Here is a 20,369-nt window from a genome sequence, read left to right as displayed (position 1 = left end):
CTGCGGTCACCGTTCTACGTACGCCCGGTGGAAGTTACTCAGGCCGATCTGGTTCCCGACGTCCCTCAGTTTCGTGCTTCCTCCTTTAGGAGTCAGCGGGAAGGTCGTCATCGCGAACGGGGCCTCTTTGAGGAAGATCTGTTCGGCCTGCCGGACGATCTTCAGGCGTTCTTCCGGTTTCGGCGTCACGAACGACTGCTCGAGTAGTTTATCGAATTCGGCGTTCGAGAATAGGTTCTTCTGCCAGGCACCGGCGGAGCTGTCCTCCTCCGGCGTCTTCAACTGCTTCCACCACGACATCCACGGATCGATGTCGCCGCCACCGCCGTACACTGCCGTCATATGGTTGTACAGGTAGATGTTGTCCCAGTAGGACGACTCCTGCTGGACGTCGAGTTCGATCTCGATGCCGACCTCGCTCAGGTGTTGTTTCACGACGGTCATCATCCGCTTGTCGGCGGGCGTACCGAGCAACCGGGCAGTAAAGCGCGGCTTCCCGGTGTAGCCCGCCTCGTCAAGCAGTTTCTTCGCGCCTTCAGGGTCGTGGACCTGCGCGTTCTCGGGCTTTTCCTGGTAGTATATCCCCATCGCGGGGTTGAAGAGTGAGTGGGCCGGCGTCGCGTAGCCGAAGTAAGCCTTCTTCACGAGGTCCTTGCGATCGATCGCCTTCGCGATCGCCTGACGAACCCTCCTATCAGTCGTCGGGATCTCCTTGCCCGTCCAGTAGTCTGTCGGTTCCTCGTTGCCGCTCGCCAACGCTTGCTTGTCTTTCCACTCCTCCGATGCCGGATCGTTACACAGTAGGGCGATGGCGGACCACTCACCCGCCGCCGTCCCGGTGACGGTGATCGAATCGAGTTTCTTCGAGAGGCGCGCGTTCTGCGGGGGTACCTCGTCCGTGTATTGGATCTCGTCGGTCTTGAGCGCCGTCCACATCGTGCTCGGTTCGGGAATGAGGTTGATCCTTATCTCGTCGAGGTACGGGAGCGCGTTCCCTTCGTCGTCTCTCTCCCAGTATTCCTCGAACTTGACTAGCTGAAGGAACTCCCCCGTCTCGCGTTTTTCGACCTTAAACGGACCGCTGCCGACCGGGTAGCGCTTGTAGCGCTCCGGATCCTTCTCGACGGCGGTCTTGTTGACGACGGTACCCGCCCGTCCGGGACCGCGCGTGAGAAACGTGATGAACGGTGCCGTCGGCTGTTCGAGGTTGATCCGGAGCGTCGTGGGATCCGGCGCTTCGACGCTCTCGACGGAAGCGACCTTCCCGACGTGGGGCGAGTCGTCGAGCCCCATCAGCCGTTCGATCGACCACTTGATCGCACCTGCGTCGAGCGTATCGCCGTTGTGGAACGTCACCCCCTCGCGGATGGTGAACTCGTAGGTCTGATCGTCGGGGAGCGTCCAGTCGGACGCCAGATCACCGACGATCTCGCCCTTCGCGTTTACCTTCACGATCCCGGAGAAGACGTTCGAGAAGATGGTGATCTGATGCCAGAGATCGACGTAGTGCGGGTCGAGGAGTTCGACCTCGTCGATCGCCCAGCCCGCTTCGATCGTTCCGCCGGCGCTCGCCTTCGCTGCCTGATCGGGATTGTTTCCACTCCCGCTCTGGTCACCTCCAGCACACCCGGCGAGGCTCGCGACGCCGCCGAGCATCCCGGCTGCTCCAAAGAGTTTGAGCGTCGTCCGTCGATCGACCTTCCGCCCTTCGAGATCGGATCTGTCAACCTCTGTCATGGTTCCGGTACCCGTTATAATTGGGTTTGGAAAAGGTTACGGCCAAATATACCGGGCTCAGGAAATGTTCATATAGGTCTGTGAGAATGGGTGTCACGACACCATGTGGGAAGCGTTACTCGCGATACGACACAACGGCTGTCCGGTTTCGGATACAAGTGCGCGTAATCCGGACGTTCACCTCCAGAACCTCGCGCGCTCACAGGTCTCAGATGGGCACGCAAAGCGCCTCCTGTGTCTGCGGGGGCAGCCAGACCACATCGATCGGTTCGCGGTCGAGTTTCGCGATCACGACATCGTCGAAAAGTTCGAGCGAGTCTCGGAGGGTGACAGTCGAGGCGAGTACTTCTCGTGTGAGATAACCTACGAGGACGAGAATCCGAGTCTTCTCCAGATTGTCAACACGAGCGGGTGCTACCAGCACAGCACGATCAGCGTCAAGAACGGCGTCGAAAACTGGATCGTTTACACAGAGGAGAAGAGTCGGATCCACGAACTCATCTCCACGATCGAAACCCTCGACAACGATATCGAACTCTACCGGAGCACGAACATCGGCAAACTCAACAGCGACACGGCAATGGAGTTCACTGCGCTTCTCTCGAATCTCACGTCCCGCCAGCAGACCGCCTTCGAAACCGCGCTCTCTCTCGGCTACTACGAAAACGAGTCGGATACGACGATGGAGGACATCGCCGACGTCCTCGAGCTCCACCCGTCCACGGCGTGGGAGCACGTCAAGAAGGCGGAGAACAAGCTGTTCACCGAGATCGGCCAGCGACTGTTCACCCCTACGGACGACTGACCCGGTCCGGCGTTTGTCGACTCGGCTGCCGCCACTACAACCGTCGTCCCGCCCGCCTCGCACCCTCGTCCGGTGACGTGACCGACCTCCGACTCCTCGATAGCTTTCGTCTCGGTGTGACTACTATCTGACCGCTGGACGCCCGTTTATTCGTAACGAACGATTATGCTATCTGGAGGCGTGGACACGGGTACGATGGTCGAAATCGAAGAAGCCACCGTCGATCAACTCCACCGAGCGTTCGAGTCCGGTGACCTCACGAGCCGAGCGCTCGTCGAGCACTACCTCGAGAGGATCGAGGCCTACGACCGTAGCGGGCCCGAACTGAACTCCATCATCGAGGTCAACGACGCCGCGGTCGATCGCGCGGACGAACTCGACGAGACGTTCGCCAGGGACGGGGCGTTCGTGGGTCCGCTCCACGGGATCCCCGTCCTCGTGAAGGACGCGCTCGAGACGGCGGACATGCCCACGACGTTCGGGTCGGCGACCTTCGCGGAGTACGTGGCCGAGGAGGACGCGGACGCGGTCCGACGCCTGCGCGACGCCGGGGCGATCGTCCTCGCGAAGACCAACCTGCCGGACTGGGCCACGTCGTGGTTCGGTTTCTCCTCGGCGATCGGGCGAACGAAGAACCCGTACGACCTCGCCCGCGACCCGGGCGGATCGAGCAGCGGGACGGGAGCCGCCGTCGCCGCGAACCTCGGGGCGGTCGGGATCGGGACGGACTGCGGCGGGTCGATCAGAGTGCCCGCGTCGTTCGACAACCTCGTCGGGTTCCGGGTGACGCCCGGGCTGATCAGCCGCTCGGGGGTGAACCCGCTCGTTTCGCACCAGGACACCGCCGGCCCGATGACCCGAACGGTCAGAGAGACCGCTCAACTATTGGATGTCCTCGTCGGGTACGATGAGAACGACGCCCTCACCGCCGAGACCGAACTCGCGACGGTCCACGGTTCGTACGTGGACCACCTCAGGGCGGACGCGCTGCGCGGTTCGCGGATCGGGGTCCTCCGCGACGGGTTCGGCGACGAGGACGACCCCGCCGCCGCGCCGGTCACGCGCGTCGTCGACGAGGCGATCGTGACCATGCGTAACTCCGGTGCCGAACTCGTCGATCCCGTCGAGATCCCGAACCTGTCCGGCTATCTCGAGGACACGATGCTGTACGTCCTCCAGTCGAAGCGGGACATCGACCAGTTCCTCGAAGAGATCGACGGGCCGGTCGACTCGGTCGACGAACTGTACGAGAACGGCGACTACCACGAACTCCTCGACCTGTTCGTCGCGTTCGCGGAGGAAGGCCCGGACGACCTGGAGGACCACCTCGAGTACTGGAAGCGACTCGACGCCCAGCGGGCGTTCCAGCTCGAGATCCTGAACGTCTTCGCCGCGCACGACCTCGACGCGATCGTGTATCCGGACGTCCAGGTCGTTCCCCCCACGGAGGACGAGATTCGCGAGGAGAAGTACGCGACGATGACGTTCCCCACGAACACGATCATCGCCTCGCAGTCGCTGTGCTGTGCGATGTCGGTACCAGCAGGGTTCACCGACGACGGTCTCCCCGTCGGGATGGAGATCCTGGGCAAGCCGTTCGACGAGGCCCGGCTCGTCGAACTGGGGTACTCGTTCGAGCAGACGGCGGACCGTCGACGGCCCCCCGAGACCGCTCCACCGCTCTGAGCGGGTTTCCCCTGCCAACGACGACGGCGCTTCCCGGTCCGCGTCCGCGTTCGGGGTCGCTACCTCTCCGTCTCGAGGGCGTCACGGAGCGATTCGACCGCCCGTTCGAGCTGTTCCCGGGTGATGGACAACGGGGGCTGAATCCGGATCACGTTGCCGTAGAACCCGCCGACGCCGACGATGACGCCGTCCTCTCGGAGGCGCTCCGTCAGTCGCTTTGCGAGTTTCGGTGCGGGCTTCGGTGCGACCCCCACCGGACCCGACTCGTCCGGCGTGACGATCTCGAGGCCCCACATCAGCCCGCGACCGCGGACGTCGCCGACGACTTCGAACGCGTCGTCGAGTGTGGCGAACTCGTCTTCGAGCCACGCACCCTGCTCCCGGGCGTTGTCGACGAGACCGTCCTCCAACGCCTCGATCGTGGCGAGCGACGCCGCGCACGCCACCGGGTTTCCGCCGAACGTCGAGAAGTGATCGCCGGGGTCGAACGCGTCCGCGATCTCCGCGGTGGCGGTGAACGCGCCGAGCGGGAGTCCGTTGGCGATGCCCTTCGCCTGCGCCATGACGTCGGGGACGACGTCGAACTGCGTGCAGGCGAACATCGACCCCGTTCGTCCGTACCCGGACTGCACCTCGTCGAGGATCAGGAGGGCGTCGTGATCGCGCGCGACGTCCTTCACCCGGGGGAGGTACCCCTCCGGCGGGACGATTATCCCGCCCTCGCCCATGATCGGCTCGACGACGATCGCGGCGACGTCGTCGCTCGTGTGGGTTTCGATGACCCGTTCGAGTTCGTTCGCCGCCAGTTCGCCGAACTCCCGTGGGGATCGGTCGCCGTAGGGTGACCGGTACTGGTACGGCGCGGGGGCGTGCGAGACGTCGTTGATCGTCGGTGCCATGTGACGCTTGTACCCCCTGTTGCCGGTGAGCGCGAGGCTCCCGAGGGTGCGTCCGTGGAAGGCCATCTCCAGCGAGACGATCTCCTTGCTCCCGGTGTACTTCCGGGCGAGTTTGATCGCCCCCTCGACGGCCTCCGTGCCGGAGTTACAGAAGAAGGTCTTCTTGAGGTCCCCGGGCGTGATCCGGGCCAGTTCCTCGGCGAGGTCCGCGACCGGCTCGTTGGGATGGACGTACGAACAGCCGTGTACGAACTCCTCGAGCTGGTTCCGTGCGGCCTCGATCACGTCCGGGTCGTTGTGTCCCGCGTTCGTCACCGAGATCCCCGAGAAGAGGTCGAGGTACTCGTTGCCCTCGAAGTCCTCGACGGTGCATCCCTCCGCCCGCTTCAGCGGAACGTTGAGCGACTTCCAGACGGGCATCACGTACTCGTCGTAGCGCGATACCACCTCGTCGTTCGACGTCGCCGAATCCGTCTCGCGATCGGTCATGGCCTCCTGTATAGGGGCGCGATCGGGTAACGATGCCGGTGGCTCGACCGTCGTCTGACGCCGCGCCACCGGCGATCCGCCCGGACCGCTCGGCGACGAACGGCCGCCTCCCGGCGGGTACCGTTCACTCGAAACCGTCGAACTGCTCGTCGAGGTACTTCGTCGTGTGTTCGTTCTCGCGGAACCGGTCGTCATCGAGCACCGCGAGGTGAAACGGGATAGTCGTCGAGATGCCCTCGACGTCCGCCTCGCCCAGGGCGCGCCGGCTCCGGGCGAGCACCTCGTCGCGGTCCCCTCCGGAGACGACGTACTTTCCGACGAGCGAGTCGTAGAAGGGACTGACCGCGTCCCCCTGATCGACGCCGTCGTCGACGCGGACGCCCATCCCGGTCGGCCGCCGGTAGGTCTCCAGCGTCCCCGGCGTGGGCGCGAAGTCGTCGTACGGGTCCTCGGCGTTGATACGAAACTCCATGACTGCACCGCGGGGCTCGACGTCCTCCTGATCGAAGTCGAGTTCGTCGCCCGCGGCGATCCGAAGCTGCTGTTTGACGACGTCGATGCCCGTCGCGACCTCGGTGACCGGGTGTTCGACCTGGATGCGGGCGTTGACCTCGAGGAAGTAGAAGTCGCCAGCGCCGTTCCCGTCGGCCTCGTAGAGGAACTCGACGGTGCCGGCGTTGACGTATCCCGCCGCCGAGATACCCTGACTGGCGGCCGCACAGAGTTCCTCGCGCGTCTCGTCGTCGAGCGAGGGGGACGGCGTCTCCTCGATGAGCTTCTGCTGGCGGCGCTGCACCGAGCAGTCTCGCTCGTAGAGGTGTCTCGCGTTTCCGTGGGCGTCCGCGAGCACCTGCACCTCGATGTGCCGTGGGTTCTCGAGGTACTTCTCTACGTACACCGCCGGGTTGTCGAAGTACGCCTCCCCCTCGCGCCGCGCCGCCTCCAGTCGGTCTTCGACCTCGCGGTCGCGCTCGACGACCTTCAGCCCGCGACCGCCGCCGCCGCCGTCGGCTTTGATGGCGACCGGGTAGCCGTGTTCGTCGGCGAACGCCCGCACCTCGTCGGGCGAGTCGACGGTGTCGTCCGTCCCCGGGACGACCGGGACGCCCGCCCGCTTCATGATCGCCCGGGCCTTCGTCTTCTCGCCGAAGTCGGCCATCACGTCGGCGGGCGGGCCGATCCAGGCGACCTCGGACTCCTCGACGCGACGGGCGAACGACTCGCTCTCGGCGAGGAAGCCGTACCCGGGGTGGATCGCGTCGGCGTCCGTCTCGCGGGCGGCCTCGACGATGGCCGCCTGATCGAGGTAGCTCTTCCTGGCGACGGACGCACCGACGTGCCGGGCGACGTCGGCGTGGCGGACGTGCTTCGCCGTCTCGTCGGCGTCGCTGTAGACGGCGACCGTCTCGACTCCCAGCTCCTTTGCGGCCTGTATCACTCGTACCGCGATCTCCCCCCGGTTGGCGATGAGTACCCTGCCGAACATCGTTCGGAGAACGCGTCGCCGTTACTTAGCGACGGTGGTCGCGTGAGCGTTAGCGAGCGCGATCAGGGAGCGAGTGACGCGAGCGACCGTGGTCGCCCGCAGACGAAGCGGAAGCGAACGCGATCAGAGAGCGACCGAAGGGAGCGACCGTGATGTCGGCTATCGTCAGGACGGTGGAGGTGAGACAGGGGGCGGGCGGCCGCGTGCCGGCCACCGGCACCGTTAATATATCCCTTGGTGTCCCTTCGCACGGATCTATGAGCGAAGCGCGAATCGAGCGAACGGAACTGCCGGAGCCGCGGTACGAGTTCGGCGGCGACGACCACGTGTTCGTCGAACTCGACCGGGCGATGAGTTTCGACGCGAACTTTCGGGCGATGGCGATCACCCAGCAGATCGCCGAGCGCGACGTCGAGGGCGTGATCGAAATCTGCCCGGCGAACGCCTCCTACATGGTGCGGTTCGATCCGGACGTCGTCCACCCCGAGGCGATGGTCGACGAGTTGCGGGAGATCGCCGCCGGAACCGACATCTCGGAGTACTCCTGGGAGACGCGCGTCGTCGACGTCCCCGTGCTGTTTCGGGATCCGTGGACGCACGAGACGCTCATGGAGTTCCGCGATCGCCACCAGGACCCCGACGCGACGGACCTCGAGTACTCCGCCCGCATCAACGGCTTCGAGACGGCCGAGGCGTTCGTCGACGCGTTCGTCGGCTCGCCTCACATGGTCACGATGGTGGGGTTCGTCCCGGGGCTCCCCTGGTGCTTCCAGATGGTGCCGCGGAGCGAGCAGCTGGAGGTCCCCAAGTACGTGCAACCGCGGACCGCCACGCCGAGCCGGGCGGTGGGGTTCGGCGGCGCGTTCTCGGTCGTCTACCCGGTTCAGGGCGCTGGCGGCTATCAGCTGTACGGACGGACCCCGATCGAAGTGCTCGACGTCGACCAGCGGCTCCCGGACTTCCGCGATTCGATGGTGTTCCCGAACCCTGGCGACATCCTGAACTACCGACGGATCGACCGCGAGACGTACGACGCGATCCGCGAGGAGGTCGAGGAGGGCACCTACGAGTACGCCATCGAAGAGGTCGAGTTCACGCCGGAGGCGTTCTTCGAGGCCCCACACGAGTACAACGAGGAACTCACGGAGGTGCTCGCCCGATGATCGACGTCCTCGACGGCGGGATCTCGACGACCGTCCAGGACCTCGGCCGGTTCGGCCACTACCACATCGGGGTGCCCCCCTCGGGGGCGATGGATCGGTTCTCCCACGAGGTGGCGAACGCGCTCGTCGGCAACGAGCCCGACGCGGCGACCCTCGAGATGACCTACGCCGGGGCGGACCTCCGGTTCGACGAGGAGTGCGTCGTCGCCCTGGCGGGCGCGCCCATGCCTGCCCGGCTCGACGGCGAGGACGTCCCAATGCACGAGGCGGTGCGCGTCGACGCCGGACAGGAACTCGAGACGGAGTTCACCACGGAGGGCGCGCGAACGTACCTCGCCGTGAGCGGCGGCGTCGACGTCCCGGAGGTGATGGGGAGCCGTTCGACGTACACGCTGGTCGGCATCGGCGGCCACGAGGGGCGCACGCTGGAGGCGGGTGACGCCCTGTCCACCGGCGAGAACGGCGCGTCCCCAGACGCCGTCGTCGGCAACAGCGCCCCCGAGGCGCACCTCCGCGACTTCGGGAAGGGCGACGCGCTCCGGATCGTGGTCGGCCTCTGTGACTACCGGCTCACGGACGAGAGCAGGGAGGAGCTCTGCGACGTCGGTTGGACGGTGACCCCCGAGGCCGACCGGGTGGGATACCGCCTCGAGGGTCCCGAACTCGAGTTCGTCGAACGCGAACAGCCCTTCGGCGCGGGGACCGACCCCTCGAACGTCGTCGACGTCGGCTATCCGATCGGCTCCATCCAGCTCCCCCAGAAGCCGATCGTCCTGATGCGCGACGCCGTGACGGGCGGCGGCTACGCGACCGTCGGGACGGTGATCAGCGCGGACCGCGATCTGCTCGCCCAGCGGCGCACCCACGAGACCGTCCACTTCGAATCCGTGACCGTCGAGGAGGCCCTCGACGCTCGCCGGGCGAGACGCGAGGCCCTCGACGCGATCCGGGACGCGCTCGAACGGTGACGTCCCCGGCGCGGGATCTCCCACGTCCACTCCGTCAACTGCCCGCGAGGTCGAGGTAGACGAAACCGCCGTCGAGGGGGCGCGTCCCCCGTGAAATCCGGCGAACCGTCGGTAAGGGTAAGTAGTACGACACCCACGTGCGAGGTATGGCGACGGAATACCTGACGGCGTCGATGCCCGGCGTGTTCTATCGACGGCCGGGCCCGGACGATCCCTCGTTCGTCGAGGTCGGGGACGAGGTGAGCGAGGGCGACACAGTCGGGCTCGTCGGCGTGATGAAGAACTTCCACGAGATCACGGCCCCCCGCGACGGGACGGTGACCGACATCCTCGTCGAGAACGAGTCGGAGATCGAAGCCGGCCGGGAACTGATCGAACTGACGACCGACGACTGAGTTCCGATCGGGCGACCCTCCCGACGACCGGCGTACGACCCTCCCGGTTCCCGTCGGGACGACCGACGACGTCCGGATCACGACCACCGGACGGCGACTGCCTCCCCCGCCGCAGAAGATACAAGACGACCGCTACAGATCATCCCGTATGGTAGCGATAGACATCAACTGCGACATGGGGGAGAGTTTCGGGAACTACACCATGGGGCGGGACGAGGAGGTCATGCCCTACATCACCTCGGCGAACGTGGCGGGCGGCTTTCACGCGGGCGACCCGCACGTGATGCGCGAGACGGTCGCGCTCGCCGAGAGCCACGGCGTCGGCGTCGGCATCCACCCCGGCCTCCCGGACATGATGGGGTTCGGACGCCGAAAGATGGACGCGACGCCCGAGGAGGTGCGCGATTACGTCGTCTACCAGCTCGGGGCGCTCGCGGGGTTCGCCGAGTGGATGGGCGTCACCGTCCAGCACGTAAAGCCCCACGGCGCGATGTACTCGATGCTCTCGGAGAGCGACGACCACGCCCGGGCCGTCATCGAGGCGGTCCTCGAGGTCGACCCCGACCTGATCTACCTCGCCACCGACACGAACATTTACGAGACCGCCCGGGAGTACGACGACCTCGACGCGGTCTTCGAGGGGTACGTCGACCTCGAGTACCGTCCAGACCGGACCCTGATCGTCGAGCGGACGAAGGCGGCCCCCGATCCCGAACTGGTGGCCGATCGAGCCGTCAGTATCGCCCGACACGGGGAAGTCGAGGCGGCCGACGGGACGACGATCGAGGTCCCGGCGGAGAGCATCTGCATCCACGGCGATACGCCCAACGCCGTCGAGATACTCGAGACGATCCACGCGCGTTTCGAGGACGAGGCGATCGAACTGACGCGCCTCGACGAACTGGTCCGATAGCGCGGGAGTCCGCCACTCCCGCGCTCAGTTCTCGAAGGTCGCGGCGATGGCGTCGTCGAGGACCGCCAGCCCCCGTTCGAGGTCGTCCCGCCCCGCGATCAGCGGCGGCGAGAGGATGAGCTGGAACGCCGGCCGCCCGCCGCCGCCGGCGGTTAAAACCCCCGTCCGATACGGAGTCTCTCTGAGTAAAAAATAGATTGACCTATGACATCACTTGGGTGCTGAAGCAGGAGTGGAGGGGCGTCAGCAGGCGTGATATGCCGACGAGGCCCGCGACCGGGTTGTGAGTCAATGACCGGAAGCGGGCGGCACCTCGGCGAACCGTAGTCCATGGAGGGGGGACCAATTACTGATTCCCATCGGCCTACTGGAGACCGGGGACGGAGAGTATCAGTACCGTCCTGTCCTCGTCTGCCGACGCCTCCCGTTTTCCCCCTCTCGGCATCCGTTTTCTGGTCAGTGAAACACGGATTGCACGTAACACGCCACGTCTCTCCCTTGTTGATCTGTGGTCATGCCGATGCCAGCCGCAGTACGATTAGAAGTAATACCTCGCTTAGAGCCTGACCGGTCGAGCGACAGTCGTGTCTGGTTCGACGATCTAGACGGCACGCGAGCATCGGAATCGCGTCTTCGACGCGTTACTCGCGGGCCTAGCGTCTATCCTCGGGTCGATGGTGGAAGCATCACCTCGCTTTCCGTGGATACAGCTGGCCCAAATCGAGACCCCGAACCGCTGATGTTGACACGAACTGACGTACCATTATATGCTGCCGGGTTCCACGACCCTCGCGGCTGTTAGTGCACATACGGCCAGAGCCGTCCGTACGACAGTTTGACGCGGGATACTGAGTGATTATATACGCAGACGTGAACGATACAGATACACCGCCGGTCGACGACCATCGTACGTTTGTAGGAAACGACGGCGTGCGACTCACAGCTTTGAGATGAGCGGCGTTACTCCCCCACCGAATTCTCGGCGCTTGGGCGGCCCCGTCGTGCTCTATTTCCCGGCAATCGAGCAGTCGACACGCATAGAAACCTAGCCTGGAATCGTGTGGTCCCGGGCAACGCGCTAACCATCGCTACCGTACCAACTTCTCGTGTAGTGTTCCCATTTCTATCCCCTGCAACATATCGTTAGGACCCGACGCTATTGGAGCGGTACCACTTCAGATAACCGAGTAATTAATATTAGAACTATTCGATCACCTTCGAAGGTTCGACGGCGGAACGAGAAGCCAGACAGGTAACGCAAATGGAGCGACTCCGAGTCACCCACCGCGTAGAACCGGAGACCTGATACGCAGAACGTTTCACGCGGAATGTTTTTCAGGCATTAACGAGTTCAGGGCGTATGTCGATCGAGGACGCGTTTCGTCTCGACGGGGAGACTGCCATCGTCACCGGCGGAAATAGAGGGATCGGAAACGGAATTGCGCGCGCGCTCGCCGACGCGGGGGCCGACGTGGTCGTGGCGAATCGAGACCGCGACGCGAGTGAAGCGGCGGCCGCGGCCATCGCCCGAGAGACGGGCGCAGAGACAATTGCCATCCCCGTGGACGTCACCGACGAGGCGGCGGTCGAAGCGATGGTCGAGACAGCAGTCGAGACGTTCGGTGACGTCGACGTCCTCGTCAACAACGCGGGGATCACGATCAACACCCCCGCAGAGGAGATGACGCTCGACGAGTGGCACCGCGTCGTCGATATCAACCTTACGGGCGTCTTCTCGTGTTCGAAACACGTCGGCCGGAGGATGATCGCCGACGGCGGGGGATCGATCATCAACGTCTCCTCGATCTCGGCGTTCGTCGCCAACCACCCCCAGCCGCAGATCGGGTACAACGCATCGAAGGCGGGCGTCGAAGGGCTGAAGAACCAGTTGGCCTCCGAGTGGGCCACTCACGGCGTCCGCGTGAACAACATCAACCCAGGGTACGTCCGAACCGAACTCGTCGAGGAGGTGCTCGAAACCGACCCAGAGATGGCCGCGGAGTGGCGTCGGCAGATGCTGCTAGACGAGATGGCAAGACCGGAAGATATCGGTCCGCTTGCGGTCTACCTCGCGTCGGAGGCGTCGTGGTACGTGACCGGTGAGTCCATCTCGATCGACGGCGGGTACACCGTCCGCTAACCGAGTCGTCCTGAGAATCGTCCATCGAATCGCGGTTCCGGCCGATCGAGCTGAAAATACCGGGCCGAGTCAGCCCCAGGCCGACTCGACGGACGCTCCGCGGTGGACGACGTCGCGGAGGGCGGCGACCACCGCGGCCGGGTCCTCCGTCTGCCAGATGCTCCGGCCGACGATGAGTCCGCGAGCGCCGGCTGCCATCGCGCCCGCCACGTCGTCGAGGGTGGCGCGCACGGATCCGGAGGACGGGCCACCGAGGACCATCGTCGGGACCGGCGCGTCGCTAACGATCGGTTCGAAGCTGTCGACGTCGCCAGTGTAGGGAACTTTGAGTATATCCGCGCCGAGTTCCCAACCGATCCGGCACGCGTTGGCGACGTAGCGGGCGTCCGTCTCGAAGCGCGCAGGGATTTCCTTTCCCCACATGACAGTCTCGACGATATGGGGAACGCCTGTGCCGTCAAGTTCGTCCGCCAGCGCCGAGATGTAGTCGACGTTGCGCTCGAACGCGCGGCGGTCGTGGCGACCGAACGCGAGGACCGATTTCACCCCGACGGGATCGCACGCCAGCAGACGGTCGGTGTCGAACGCGGGCGTCTGGACCCACGGACCGACGTTCTCGCCCGGCTGACTCGACGGCGCGACGAAGTCGGCCGTCACTAGGACGTCCGCGTCGGAGGCGGTGAACGCGTCGGAGTACCGTCGTGCGAAGTGCGGACCGACGAGGACGCCGTCGGGCTCACCCTCGAGCACCGCCTCCAGCGTCGTGGCTGGATCCTCGAACTCTTCGACCGCACCCATCCCGATGCCGTGATCGAGGGCGACGACGACGGCGTTGCCCGACTCTGTGTCGAGTAAGTCGAACTCGCTCATTCGCACCGTCCCGGGATGACCAGCTTCTTCAGTCCCTCGGCGTTCGCCATCCGGTCGAATGCCGCCGGAATCTCGTCGAGTCCGATCTCCTCGGAGACGAGCGCCTCGGCGTCGATGCGTCCCTCGCGGAGAAGCGTCACCGCGCGCTCGAAGCTTTCCTGATTTAGCGCGTACGTGCCGCGCAGGTCGATCTCCTCGAAGTAGACGTCGAACGGGTTGATCTCCATCACTGCGTCCTGATCCGGGACGCCGAAGATGAGGGTGTTACCTCCCTTAGCGGTCATCTGGTGGGCCTGCTGGATCGTCGCCACCTTGCCGACGACCTCGATACCGGCGTCGACGAGGCCGATCTCCTCGCGGACCGCCTCGACGGGGTCGCGTTCGGTCGGGTCGATGACGACATCCGCCCCCAGTCGGCGCGCCAGTTCGCGCCGGTCGGGATCGAGTTCGGAGACGGCGATGGGAGCAGCACCGCGGTTCCGCAGCGTCTGCAGGAGCATGAGCCCGATCGGCCCCGCGCCGACGAGGGCGACGCTGTCGCCCTGTTCGACGCCGCTCCGGTCCGCACCGTGGACGCAGCACGCCAGCGGTTCGGCGAGCGCGGCCCGTTCGAACGGCAGGTCGCCGACGTCCTCGACGTTGGTCGCGGGTACGCGGACGTACTCGGCGAACGCACCATCGACGATGGTCTCGCCCGCACCGCCGATCGAGGTGTTGTTCTCGCAGAGGTGCGTGTCGCCGCGCTTGCACGCCGAGCAGGCGTTACACGGGACGACGGGGTTCATCGCGACGCGGTCGTCGACCTCGAATCTCTCGACGTCATCGCCGACGGCGGCGACGGTCCCCGCGCTCTCGTGGCCGAGGACGAGCGGCGTGGGTACCTCGAAGGAGCCGTGGTACATGTGGAAGTCCGTCATGCAGACGCCGGTCGCCCCGACCTCCACGAGCACCTCGTCAGCCTCCGGTTCCGGTCGTTCGCGATCCTGTACTTCGATCTTTCCGACGTCGGTGAGTGCTGCTGCGCGCATCGTCATAGTGCGACCGACTCCGTGTGGATGGCGTCGTCGCTCTCGCCCTGAGATTTGATCGTCGTTCCGGCTTCGTCGAACAGGTGCAACACGCTCGGTTCGAACGTGAACTCGAACGTCTCGCCCACTTCGGGTTCGTAGTCGGAGTCGACACGTGCGGTCCACTCCTCGCCAGCGAGTTCGACGTAGAGGAAGTTGTCGCTCCCCATCGGTTCGACGACTTCGACGTCGGCCCGCTGCACCCGCTCGTCACCCCGTCCGTCGGAGACGTGTACGACGTCCTCCGGTCGGACGCCGAGGTCGAGTCGCTGGCCAGTTTCGAGGTTCAACCGCGCCTCCATCTCGCGGAGAGGGTACGAGAGGACTTCTTCGCCGGCCGTCGAAACGAGGTACTGCCCGCCGTCTTTCTCCCGCACCTCGACGTCGAGGAAGTTCATGCTCGGAGAGCCGATGAAGCCCGCGACGAAGCGGTTCGCCGGGTGGTTGTACACCTCGTTGGGCGCGCCGACCTGTTGGAGGACGCCGTCGTCGAGGATAGCGATGCGGTCCCCCATCGTCATCGCCTCGGCCTGATCGTGCGTCACGTAGATCGACGTCACGCCGAGTTCCTGCTGGATGCGGGTTATCTCCGTCCGCATGTGGGTTCTGAGCTTCGCGTCGAGGTTCGACAGCGGTTCGTCGAAGAGGAACGCCTCCGGTTCGCGCACGATGGCGCGACCGAGGGCGACCCGCTGTTGCTGACCGCCGGAGAGTTCCTTCGGCCGGTCGTCGAGGAGCCCCTCGATACCCATCATCTCGGCGGCCTCCTCGACGCGAGACTCGATCCCCTCGTCCGACAGCTCCGTCGAGAGGCGCAGACCGAAACCCATGTTCTCTCGGACGGACATGTGGGGGTAGAGCGCGTAGTTCTGGAACACCATCGCGATGTCCCGCTCGCGCGGGTCGAGGTTGTTCACACGCCTGCTCCCGATCGTGATGTCTCCGCCCGTGACGGTCTCCAGTCCGGCGACCATCCGGAGCGTCGTCGATTTGCCGCAGCCGGACGGCCCGACGAGGACGAGGAACTCCCCGTCCGCGATGTCGAGGTTCAGGCCGTCGACGGCGACGATTTCCCCATCGTTGAACGTCTTCCGTACGTCGTTGAGTGCAATTCGTCCCATGATTAGTCGAACTTGTCTTCGTATGTGTCGACGAACGACCGTAACTGGTCGTACGTCGGTGGTTCGCCGTGTCGGACGAACCATCCCGAGAGCGCGTTACCCACGATGAGCGCCGCGCCGCCTTCGAGTTGGTTCTGTCGCGCGAGTAGCAGCCCCGCGTTGAAGTGATCCCCGGCGCTGGTCGTCAGCACCGGGCACTTCGTTCGCGGTACCGCCACGCGATAGGTCGATTCTCCATCAGCGAGCACTGATTCGACCGGCGAGTGCCCCACGAATCGAGTCACTCCGAGCGCCTCGCGGACCATCGCGGCCGTGCGACGGAACGAGCGCACGTCGGCGTCGACGCCGGTCAGCCTCGCCAGTGCGTCTGTCTCGCCGCGGTTGGCGCTGAAGGTGATCGGTGCTACGTCGTCGAGTCGACGGAGCGGTTCCAGTCCGGTCCGGAGCCGAGACGCAGAGAGCTGTCGGACGTCGGCCGGATCGACGAATACCCCGTTCGGCGGGTCCGAGAGTACGGGCCAGAGCTCCTCGCGGACGCCGTCGAGTATCGTCGGCAGCAGCGGCAAGTTGGCCCAGTAGCCGAGGCCGAGTATCTCGGCTCCGTCGACGGCGTCGGCGAGCGTCTCCAGTCCGACCGACGAGCGGATCGTCTCCCAGTCCAGCGTCGACTGGCTGCCGGTGTCCTGGAGCAGGATCTTCCCGTCGTCGAACTCAACGGCGTCGGTGATCGTCGGCTCGCCGAGGCTCAACGTGCGGTACTCGGCGAACTCCTCGCGGAACTCGTCTCGGATTGGCTCGCCGAACGTTCCGACGAGCGTCGGCTCGTAGCCGAGTCGCCCGAACGCCCGCGAGAGGTGCGCGACGTGGCCGCCACAGCGGGTACCCGTCTGCACCCACTCGTTCGAGAACGAGGTGTCCGAGGCCGCAGAGGTGCAGACGCGCTCGCCGAACGTCTCCAACCGATCGAGCCGGACGTAGCTGTCCGGGCTGTCCCGTTTGTCGACCATCTCCCTGACGTTGTCGACGAAGCCGTCGAAGCCGAAGGCCACTGGACCGCGGTCCGGTTCCGCCGGGAGCGCATCGCGACAGTCCGCCAGGTGGGTCGCCGTTTCGTCGTCCATGTCGTGTGTCTCCGTTCGCGCCTCTCGCTCTCGCAACCTCACTTCCCGCGCCTCGTACTCCTCCTGGGAAGCCTTCCACTCACCGACGGTCACCGCCTCGTCCCCGACGTCGAGTTCGGGGGGAGACGCGCACGTCGAACAGCGAGTGGCCTCTAGCTCGCTCATGTTACTGCTTCATCGCCCCCATCGTCAGCCCACTCACGAGGTAGTTCTTGACGATCATTCCGAACGCGACCATCGGCGCGAGGATGACGACGCCGATCGCCATCACCTGGCCCCAGAGGGTTCCGGTCTGCGTGATCAACTGCGCCGCCGCCACGGGGATCGTCTGGGTCTGGTTGTTCGTGAAGATGAGCGCGAACAGGAAGTCGTTCCACGAGAAGACGATCGATATGATCGCCGTCGCACCCATCCCCGGTAGTACGAGCGGCAGCGCGACTTTGCGGAACGCCTGCCAGCGCGTCGCACCGTCGATCCGGGCGGCATCCTCGAGTTCACGCGGAATCTCGTCGAAGAACGATCGCATCAGCCAGATGGCGAACGGGAGGTTGAACGTCGTGTACGCGATGATCAGGCCGACTCGCGTGTTCAAGAGGCCGACGTAGTTGTACACGAAGTACAGCGGCACGATGACGACCGCGATGGGTGCCATCCGCGTGCTGATAATCCAGAACGCCAGGTGTTTCTTGCCGCTGACGTCGATGCGCGAGAGCCCGTACCCACCAAGCGTTCCGAGCGAGACGGCGACGAACGCTGCCGACACCGAAACGATGGCGCTGTTGACGAGGTACTTCGTCAGCGGGTTCGCACCGAACAGAAGCGCTCGGTAGTACTTCAGCGTCGGGTCGAAGAAGAGCTTCGGCGGCATCTGGAACATGTTGGTCCGAAGCTTCAACGACGACAGCAGCATCCAGGCGATGGGGACGACCGTCCAGAGGACGAATAGCCCCAACGCGAGGTACGGGACGACCGTCCGCGTCCGCTGGCGGAGGCTCCGGCCGTCGCGCGCGTTGCCCCCGGGGAGATCGGCGTTACTCATCGTCGCCGGCACCTCCCATGACGGTCTCGACGAAGAATATCCCGAGCAGGATGGTCACGACGAGCATCCCGATGCCGAGCGCCGACCCGTAGCCGAGGTTGTAGAAGCGCAGCGACTGCTCGTAGACGAGAAAGCCGATGATCTTCGTGGAACTCGCCGGGCCGCCGCCGGTCGTGATGAATATCTTCGTGAAGTAGCGCATCAGGTCCATCGAGCGGAGGAGCAGTGCGATGGCGAGCGCGGGCTTCAGCATCGGGAGCGTGACGTACCGGAACTCCGTCCAGAACGTCGCGCCGTCGACGCGAGCCGCCTCGTACAGTTGCTGCGGAATCGATTTCAGTCCGGCCAGCACGATGAGGACGACGAGCGGTGTCCACTCCCACGTATCCATCACGATGACGGCGACGAGCGCGCTCGGCTGAGAGCCGAGGATGGGGGCGCTCGTAAACAGGCCGACCTGGTTGAGCAGCCACGTGTAGAGCCCGAACGACGGGTCCAACAGGAACTGCCAGAGCAGGCCGACCACGACGGGCGCGATCATCATCGGCATGATGATGACGCTCGTAAAGAGGTTCTCGCCCTTCGAGACGCGGTCGAGCAGCACCGCGACCGACGTTCCCAGGCCGATCTGCAGGGTGAGCGCGCCGCCGACGTACACGGCCGTCACCCGCCACGAGTGGGCGACGGTCGCGTTGAACATCTGGCGGTAGTTCTGGAGGCCGACGAACGTCGGTTCGTGATTCGGCAGGAAGTTGATCTCCATCACCGACATCCAGAGCAGCGCCACCAGCGGGACGATGCTGAGGACCGCGAGTACGAGGATGCTGGGTGTCAGCAGGAGTACCTCGAAGGAGACCGGGAGCCTGTCGAAGACGCCGGAGTCGGCGTCCGGCTCCTCGCCGACGTAGATCTCTGATTGCTGTTGCGTAGCCATGGCTTCGTGTGTTGCTCACGTGAGTCACTGCATGGTCTGCGACCAGCCCGAGTCGATGGCCTCCATGGCCTTCGTCGGGGACGTGTCGCCGTTTACCATCTTCGATACTTCGGTGTACAGGATCTTGTCGAGCTCGGGCCACTGCGGGATGTGCGGACGCAGGCCGACGTTCTCCGCCTTCCACGCCTGCTGAACGTCGGGGACCACGTTCGGATAGTTGCTCTTCTCGGTCGGTTTGCTCGCAGCCTGCTTCACCTCCTCCATCTGGTAGACCGATGTGCGCGTCGGCGTGCCGCCGGTCCGCTTGAGGATCTTCAACTGCGTCTCGGGCGACGTCGCCCAGACGATGAATTTCCAGGCGGCCTTCTTCTCCGCCGCGGAGGCGTACTTGTTGATACCGATGCCGGACCCACCGTAGATGTTCGAGGAGCGCTTGTCAGCCTGCGGCAGGAGCGACCACCCAACGTTTTCGGCAACCGAACTCTCGTCGGGGTTGGCGAACATGGCGTTGAACTCGTGCCACTCGGGGGCCATCGCGATCTTGCCCTGTGCGAACGCCTGGCCGACGCCGGACCACGTCCACGTCGTCGACCCCGGGTGGGCGATGTCGACGAGCTTGTCGTAGAACTTCGCGGCCTGGATGCCCTTTTCGGCGGAGAACTGAGGCTTCGCGCCCTCCTTCACCTTGTCGCTCGGCATCCCGTTGTATCCCTCGATGTCCTCCGCGCCGTGCGCCCAGAAGACGTTGTGGAAGTCACACTGCAGCGAGTCGTGCTGCTTGGCTTGGTGACCGGTACCGTAGGGCACCTCGTCGACGTTCTCGTTGATCCACTTCGCCATCTGGAAGTACTCCTCCCACGTACGCTCTTTGCCGGGCTCGAACGGGAAGCCGAGATCGCTCTCTGCCTGGGATTTGTACTTCTGGACGATATCGTCGCGATAGACCCACATCATCGTGGGGCAGTCATACGGGAACGCGCGGATGTTTCCGTCGCCGTACCGGCCGCAGGCGTCGACGTGGCTCTGGATGAAGTCGCCGACACCCTTAGGGACGTCCACGTAATCGTCGGATTCGGCGTAGACGTCAAGCGGCTGGAGGTGCGGGTAGTACTTCGCTCCGACCACGTACGGGTCGACGTAGAACGAGTGGTAGTTGCCGGACTTGCTGTTGAGGTCCGAGGCTACCTTCTCTGAATAGTTGTTGAACGGGACCAGCGTCATGTTGACCTCGATCCCCGTCTCCTCTTTGAACTGATCCGTGGTCTGTTTGATCGCAACGCTCGGCGGCGTCGACTCCGAGATGAAATTGATCTTCTTCGCCGGTTCGACGTCCTTCGGAGCCGTCGCGGTACCGCCACCGCCGTTTCCGCCGGCGCATCCTGCGAGGCCGGCGATACCGGCTGCGCCGCTGGCACGGAGGAAGTCTCTACGGTCGATGTGGAACCTCTGGTTATCTGTCATCGCCGATTACCACGATATTGAGTATCATAATGCCCCTTAATAAATCTTCCTCTCGACTAACTGTCTCGAAGGAGT

The 20,369-nt window shown here is 64.8% G+C and carries 17 protein-coding genes; 7 read left to right on the top strand and 10 right to left on the bottom strand.

Features of this window, described 5'->3' with window-relative positions; translation table 11 throughout:
• Positions 1-6 precede the first annotated feature (6 nt).
• A complete protein-coding gene (locus tag NKI68_RS19265; RefSeq protein ID WP_254546924.1) occupies positions 7-1,737 on the bottom strand; it encodes an ABC transporter substrate-binding protein in 1,731 nt (576 codons plus the stop codon).
• Positions 1,738-1,840: 103 nt separating this feature from the next.
• On the opposite strand from NKI68_RS19265, the gene NKI68_RS19260 reads away from it, so the two are divergent.
• Entirely contained in the window at positions 1,841-2,542 is a 702-nt protein-coding gene (locus NKI68_RS19260) for a helix-turn-helix domain-containing protein (protein WP_254546923.1), read from the top strand.
• A gap of 195 nt (positions 2,543-2,737) precedes the next feature.
• A complete protein-coding gene (locus tag NKI68_RS19255) occupies positions 2,738-4,228 on the top strand; it encodes an amidase (RefSeq protein WP_254546922.1) in 1,491 nt (496 codons plus the stop codon).
• Between the two features lie 59 nt (positions 4,229-4,287).
• Here the strand turns inward: NKI68_RS19255 and NKI68_RS19250 are convergent, their stop codons facing one another.
• Both NKI68_RS19250 and NKI68_RS19245 read right to left on the bottom strand, forming a co-directional pair.
• Positions 4,288-5,616, bottom strand: coding sequence for an aspartate aminotransferase family protein (locus NKI68_RS19250; RefSeq protein WP_254546921.1), 1,329 nt, complete (start codon positions 5,614-5,616; stop codon positions 4,288-4,290).
• 124 nt (positions 5,617-5,740) lie between these two features.
• Positions 5,741-7,102 (bottom strand): acetyl-CoA carboxylase biotin carboxylase subunit, encoded by a 1,362-nt coding sequence (locus tag NKI68_RS19245; protein ID WP_254546920.1) that lies wholly within the window; start codon positions 7,100-7,102, stop codon positions 5,741-5,743.
• A 257-nt stretch (positions 7,103-7,359) separates the two neighbouring features.
• Between NKI68_RS19245 and NKI68_RS19240 the strand changes: the two genes are divergently transcribed.
• The 5 genes from NKI68_RS19240 (at position 7,360) to NKI68_RS19220 (ending at position 12,681) form a co-directional block, all read left to right on the top strand.
• Positions 7,360-8,265, top strand: coding sequence for a 5-oxoprolinase subunit B family protein (locus NKI68_RS19240; RefSeq protein WP_254546919.1), 906 nt, complete (start codon positions 7,360-7,362; stop codon positions 8,263-8,265).
• The gene (locus NKI68_RS19235) at positions 8,262-9,233 is read left to right on the top strand and encodes a 5-oxoprolinase subunit C family protein (RefSeq protein ID WP_254546918.1); all 972 of its coding nucleotides are present in this window, start codon (positions 8,262-8,264) and stop codon (positions 9,231-9,233) included. The genes NKI68_RS19240 and NKI68_RS19235 overlap by 4 nt, the downstream gene beginning before the upstream one ends.
• Positions 9,234-9,379: 146 nt before the next feature.
• The gene (locus NKI68_RS19230; protein ID WP_254546917.1) at positions 9,380-9,628 is read left to right on the top strand and encodes an acetyl-CoA carboxylase; all 249 of its coding nucleotides are present in this window, start codon (positions 9,380-9,382) and stop codon (positions 9,626-9,628) included.
• Positions 9,629-9,776: 148 nt separating this feature from the next.
• The gene (locus NKI68_RS19225) at positions 9,777-10,541 is read left to right on the top strand and encodes a LamB/YcsF family protein (RefSeq protein ID WP_254546916.1); all 765 of its coding nucleotides are present in this window, start codon (positions 9,777-9,779) and stop codon (positions 10,539-10,541) included.
• Positions 10,542-11,901: 1,360 nt separating this feature from the next.
• On the top strand, positions 11,902-12,681 hold the full coding sequence (locus NKI68_RS19220) for an SDR family NAD(P)-dependent oxidoreductase (protein ID WP_254546915.1): 780 nt from the start codon (positions 11,902-11,904) through the stop codon (positions 12,679-12,681).
• Positions 12,682-12,750: 69 nt separating this feature from the next.
• Here the strand turns inward: NKI68_RS19220 and NKI68_RS19215 are convergent, their stop codons facing one another.
• Genes NKI68_RS19215 through NKI68_RS19185 form a run of 7 tightly spaced genes read right to left on the bottom strand, consistent with a single transcriptional unit; the run spans position 12,751 to position 20,294 of the window.
• The gene (locus tag NKI68_RS19215) at positions 12,751-13,551 is read right to left on the bottom strand and encodes a class I fructose-bisphosphate aldolase (protein WP_254546914.1); all 801 of its coding nucleotides are present in this window, start codon (positions 13,549-13,551) and stop codon (positions 12,751-12,753) included.
• Positions 13,548-14,579 (bottom strand): alcohol dehydrogenase catalytic domain-containing protein, encoded by a 1,032-nt coding sequence (locus tag NKI68_RS19210; protein WP_254546913.1) that lies wholly within the window; start codon positions 14,577-14,579, stop codon positions 13,548-13,550. Before NKI68_RS19210 ends, NKI68_RS19215 begins: the two co-directional genes overlap by 4 nt.
• Before the next feature lie 2 nt (positions 14,580-14,581).
• Positions 14,582-15,739: an ABC transporter ATP-binding protein gene (locus NKI68_RS19205; RefSeq protein ID WP_254546912.1), complete on the bottom strand. Its 1,158-nt coding sequence runs from the start codon at positions 15,737-15,739 to the stop codon at positions 14,582-14,584.
• A 2-nt stretch (positions 15,740-15,741) separates the two neighbouring features.
• The gene (locus NKI68_RS19200; RefSeq protein ID WP_254546911.1) at positions 15,742-17,025 is read right to left on the bottom strand and encodes a carbohydrate kinase family protein; all 1,284 of its coding nucleotides are present in this window, start codon (positions 17,023-17,025) and stop codon (positions 15,742-15,744) included.
• Position 17,026: 1 nt separating this feature from the next.
• Positions 17,027-17,899, bottom strand: coding sequence for a carbohydrate ABC transporter permease (locus NKI68_RS19195; protein ID WP_254546910.1), 873 nt, complete (start codon positions 17,897-17,899; stop codon positions 17,027-17,029).
• The gene (locus NKI68_RS19190; RefSeq protein WP_254546909.1) at positions 17,892-18,833 is read right to left on the bottom strand and encodes a carbohydrate ABC transporter permease; all 942 of its coding nucleotides are present in this window, start codon (positions 18,831-18,833) and stop codon (positions 17,892-17,894) included. The genes NKI68_RS19195 and NKI68_RS19190 overlap by 8 nt, the downstream gene beginning before the upstream one ends.
• A gap of 24 nt (positions 18,834-18,857) precedes the next feature.
• On the bottom strand, positions 18,858-20,294 hold the full coding sequence (locus NKI68_RS19185) for an extracellular solute-binding protein (RefSeq protein ID WP_254546908.1): 1,437 nt from the start codon (positions 20,292-20,294) through the stop codon (positions 18,858-18,860).
• Positions 20,295-20,369: the final 75 nt, after the last annotated feature.

It is taken from the genome of Halomarina pelagica (assembly GCF_024228315.1).
GTDB classification, from domain to species: Archaea; Halobacteriota; Halobacteria; order Halobacteriales; family Haloarculaceae; genus Halomarina; species Halomarina pelagica.
The sequence above is the reverse complement of the archived record's forward strand: the minus strand, read 5'-3'. Positions and strand labels throughout refer to the sequence as shown.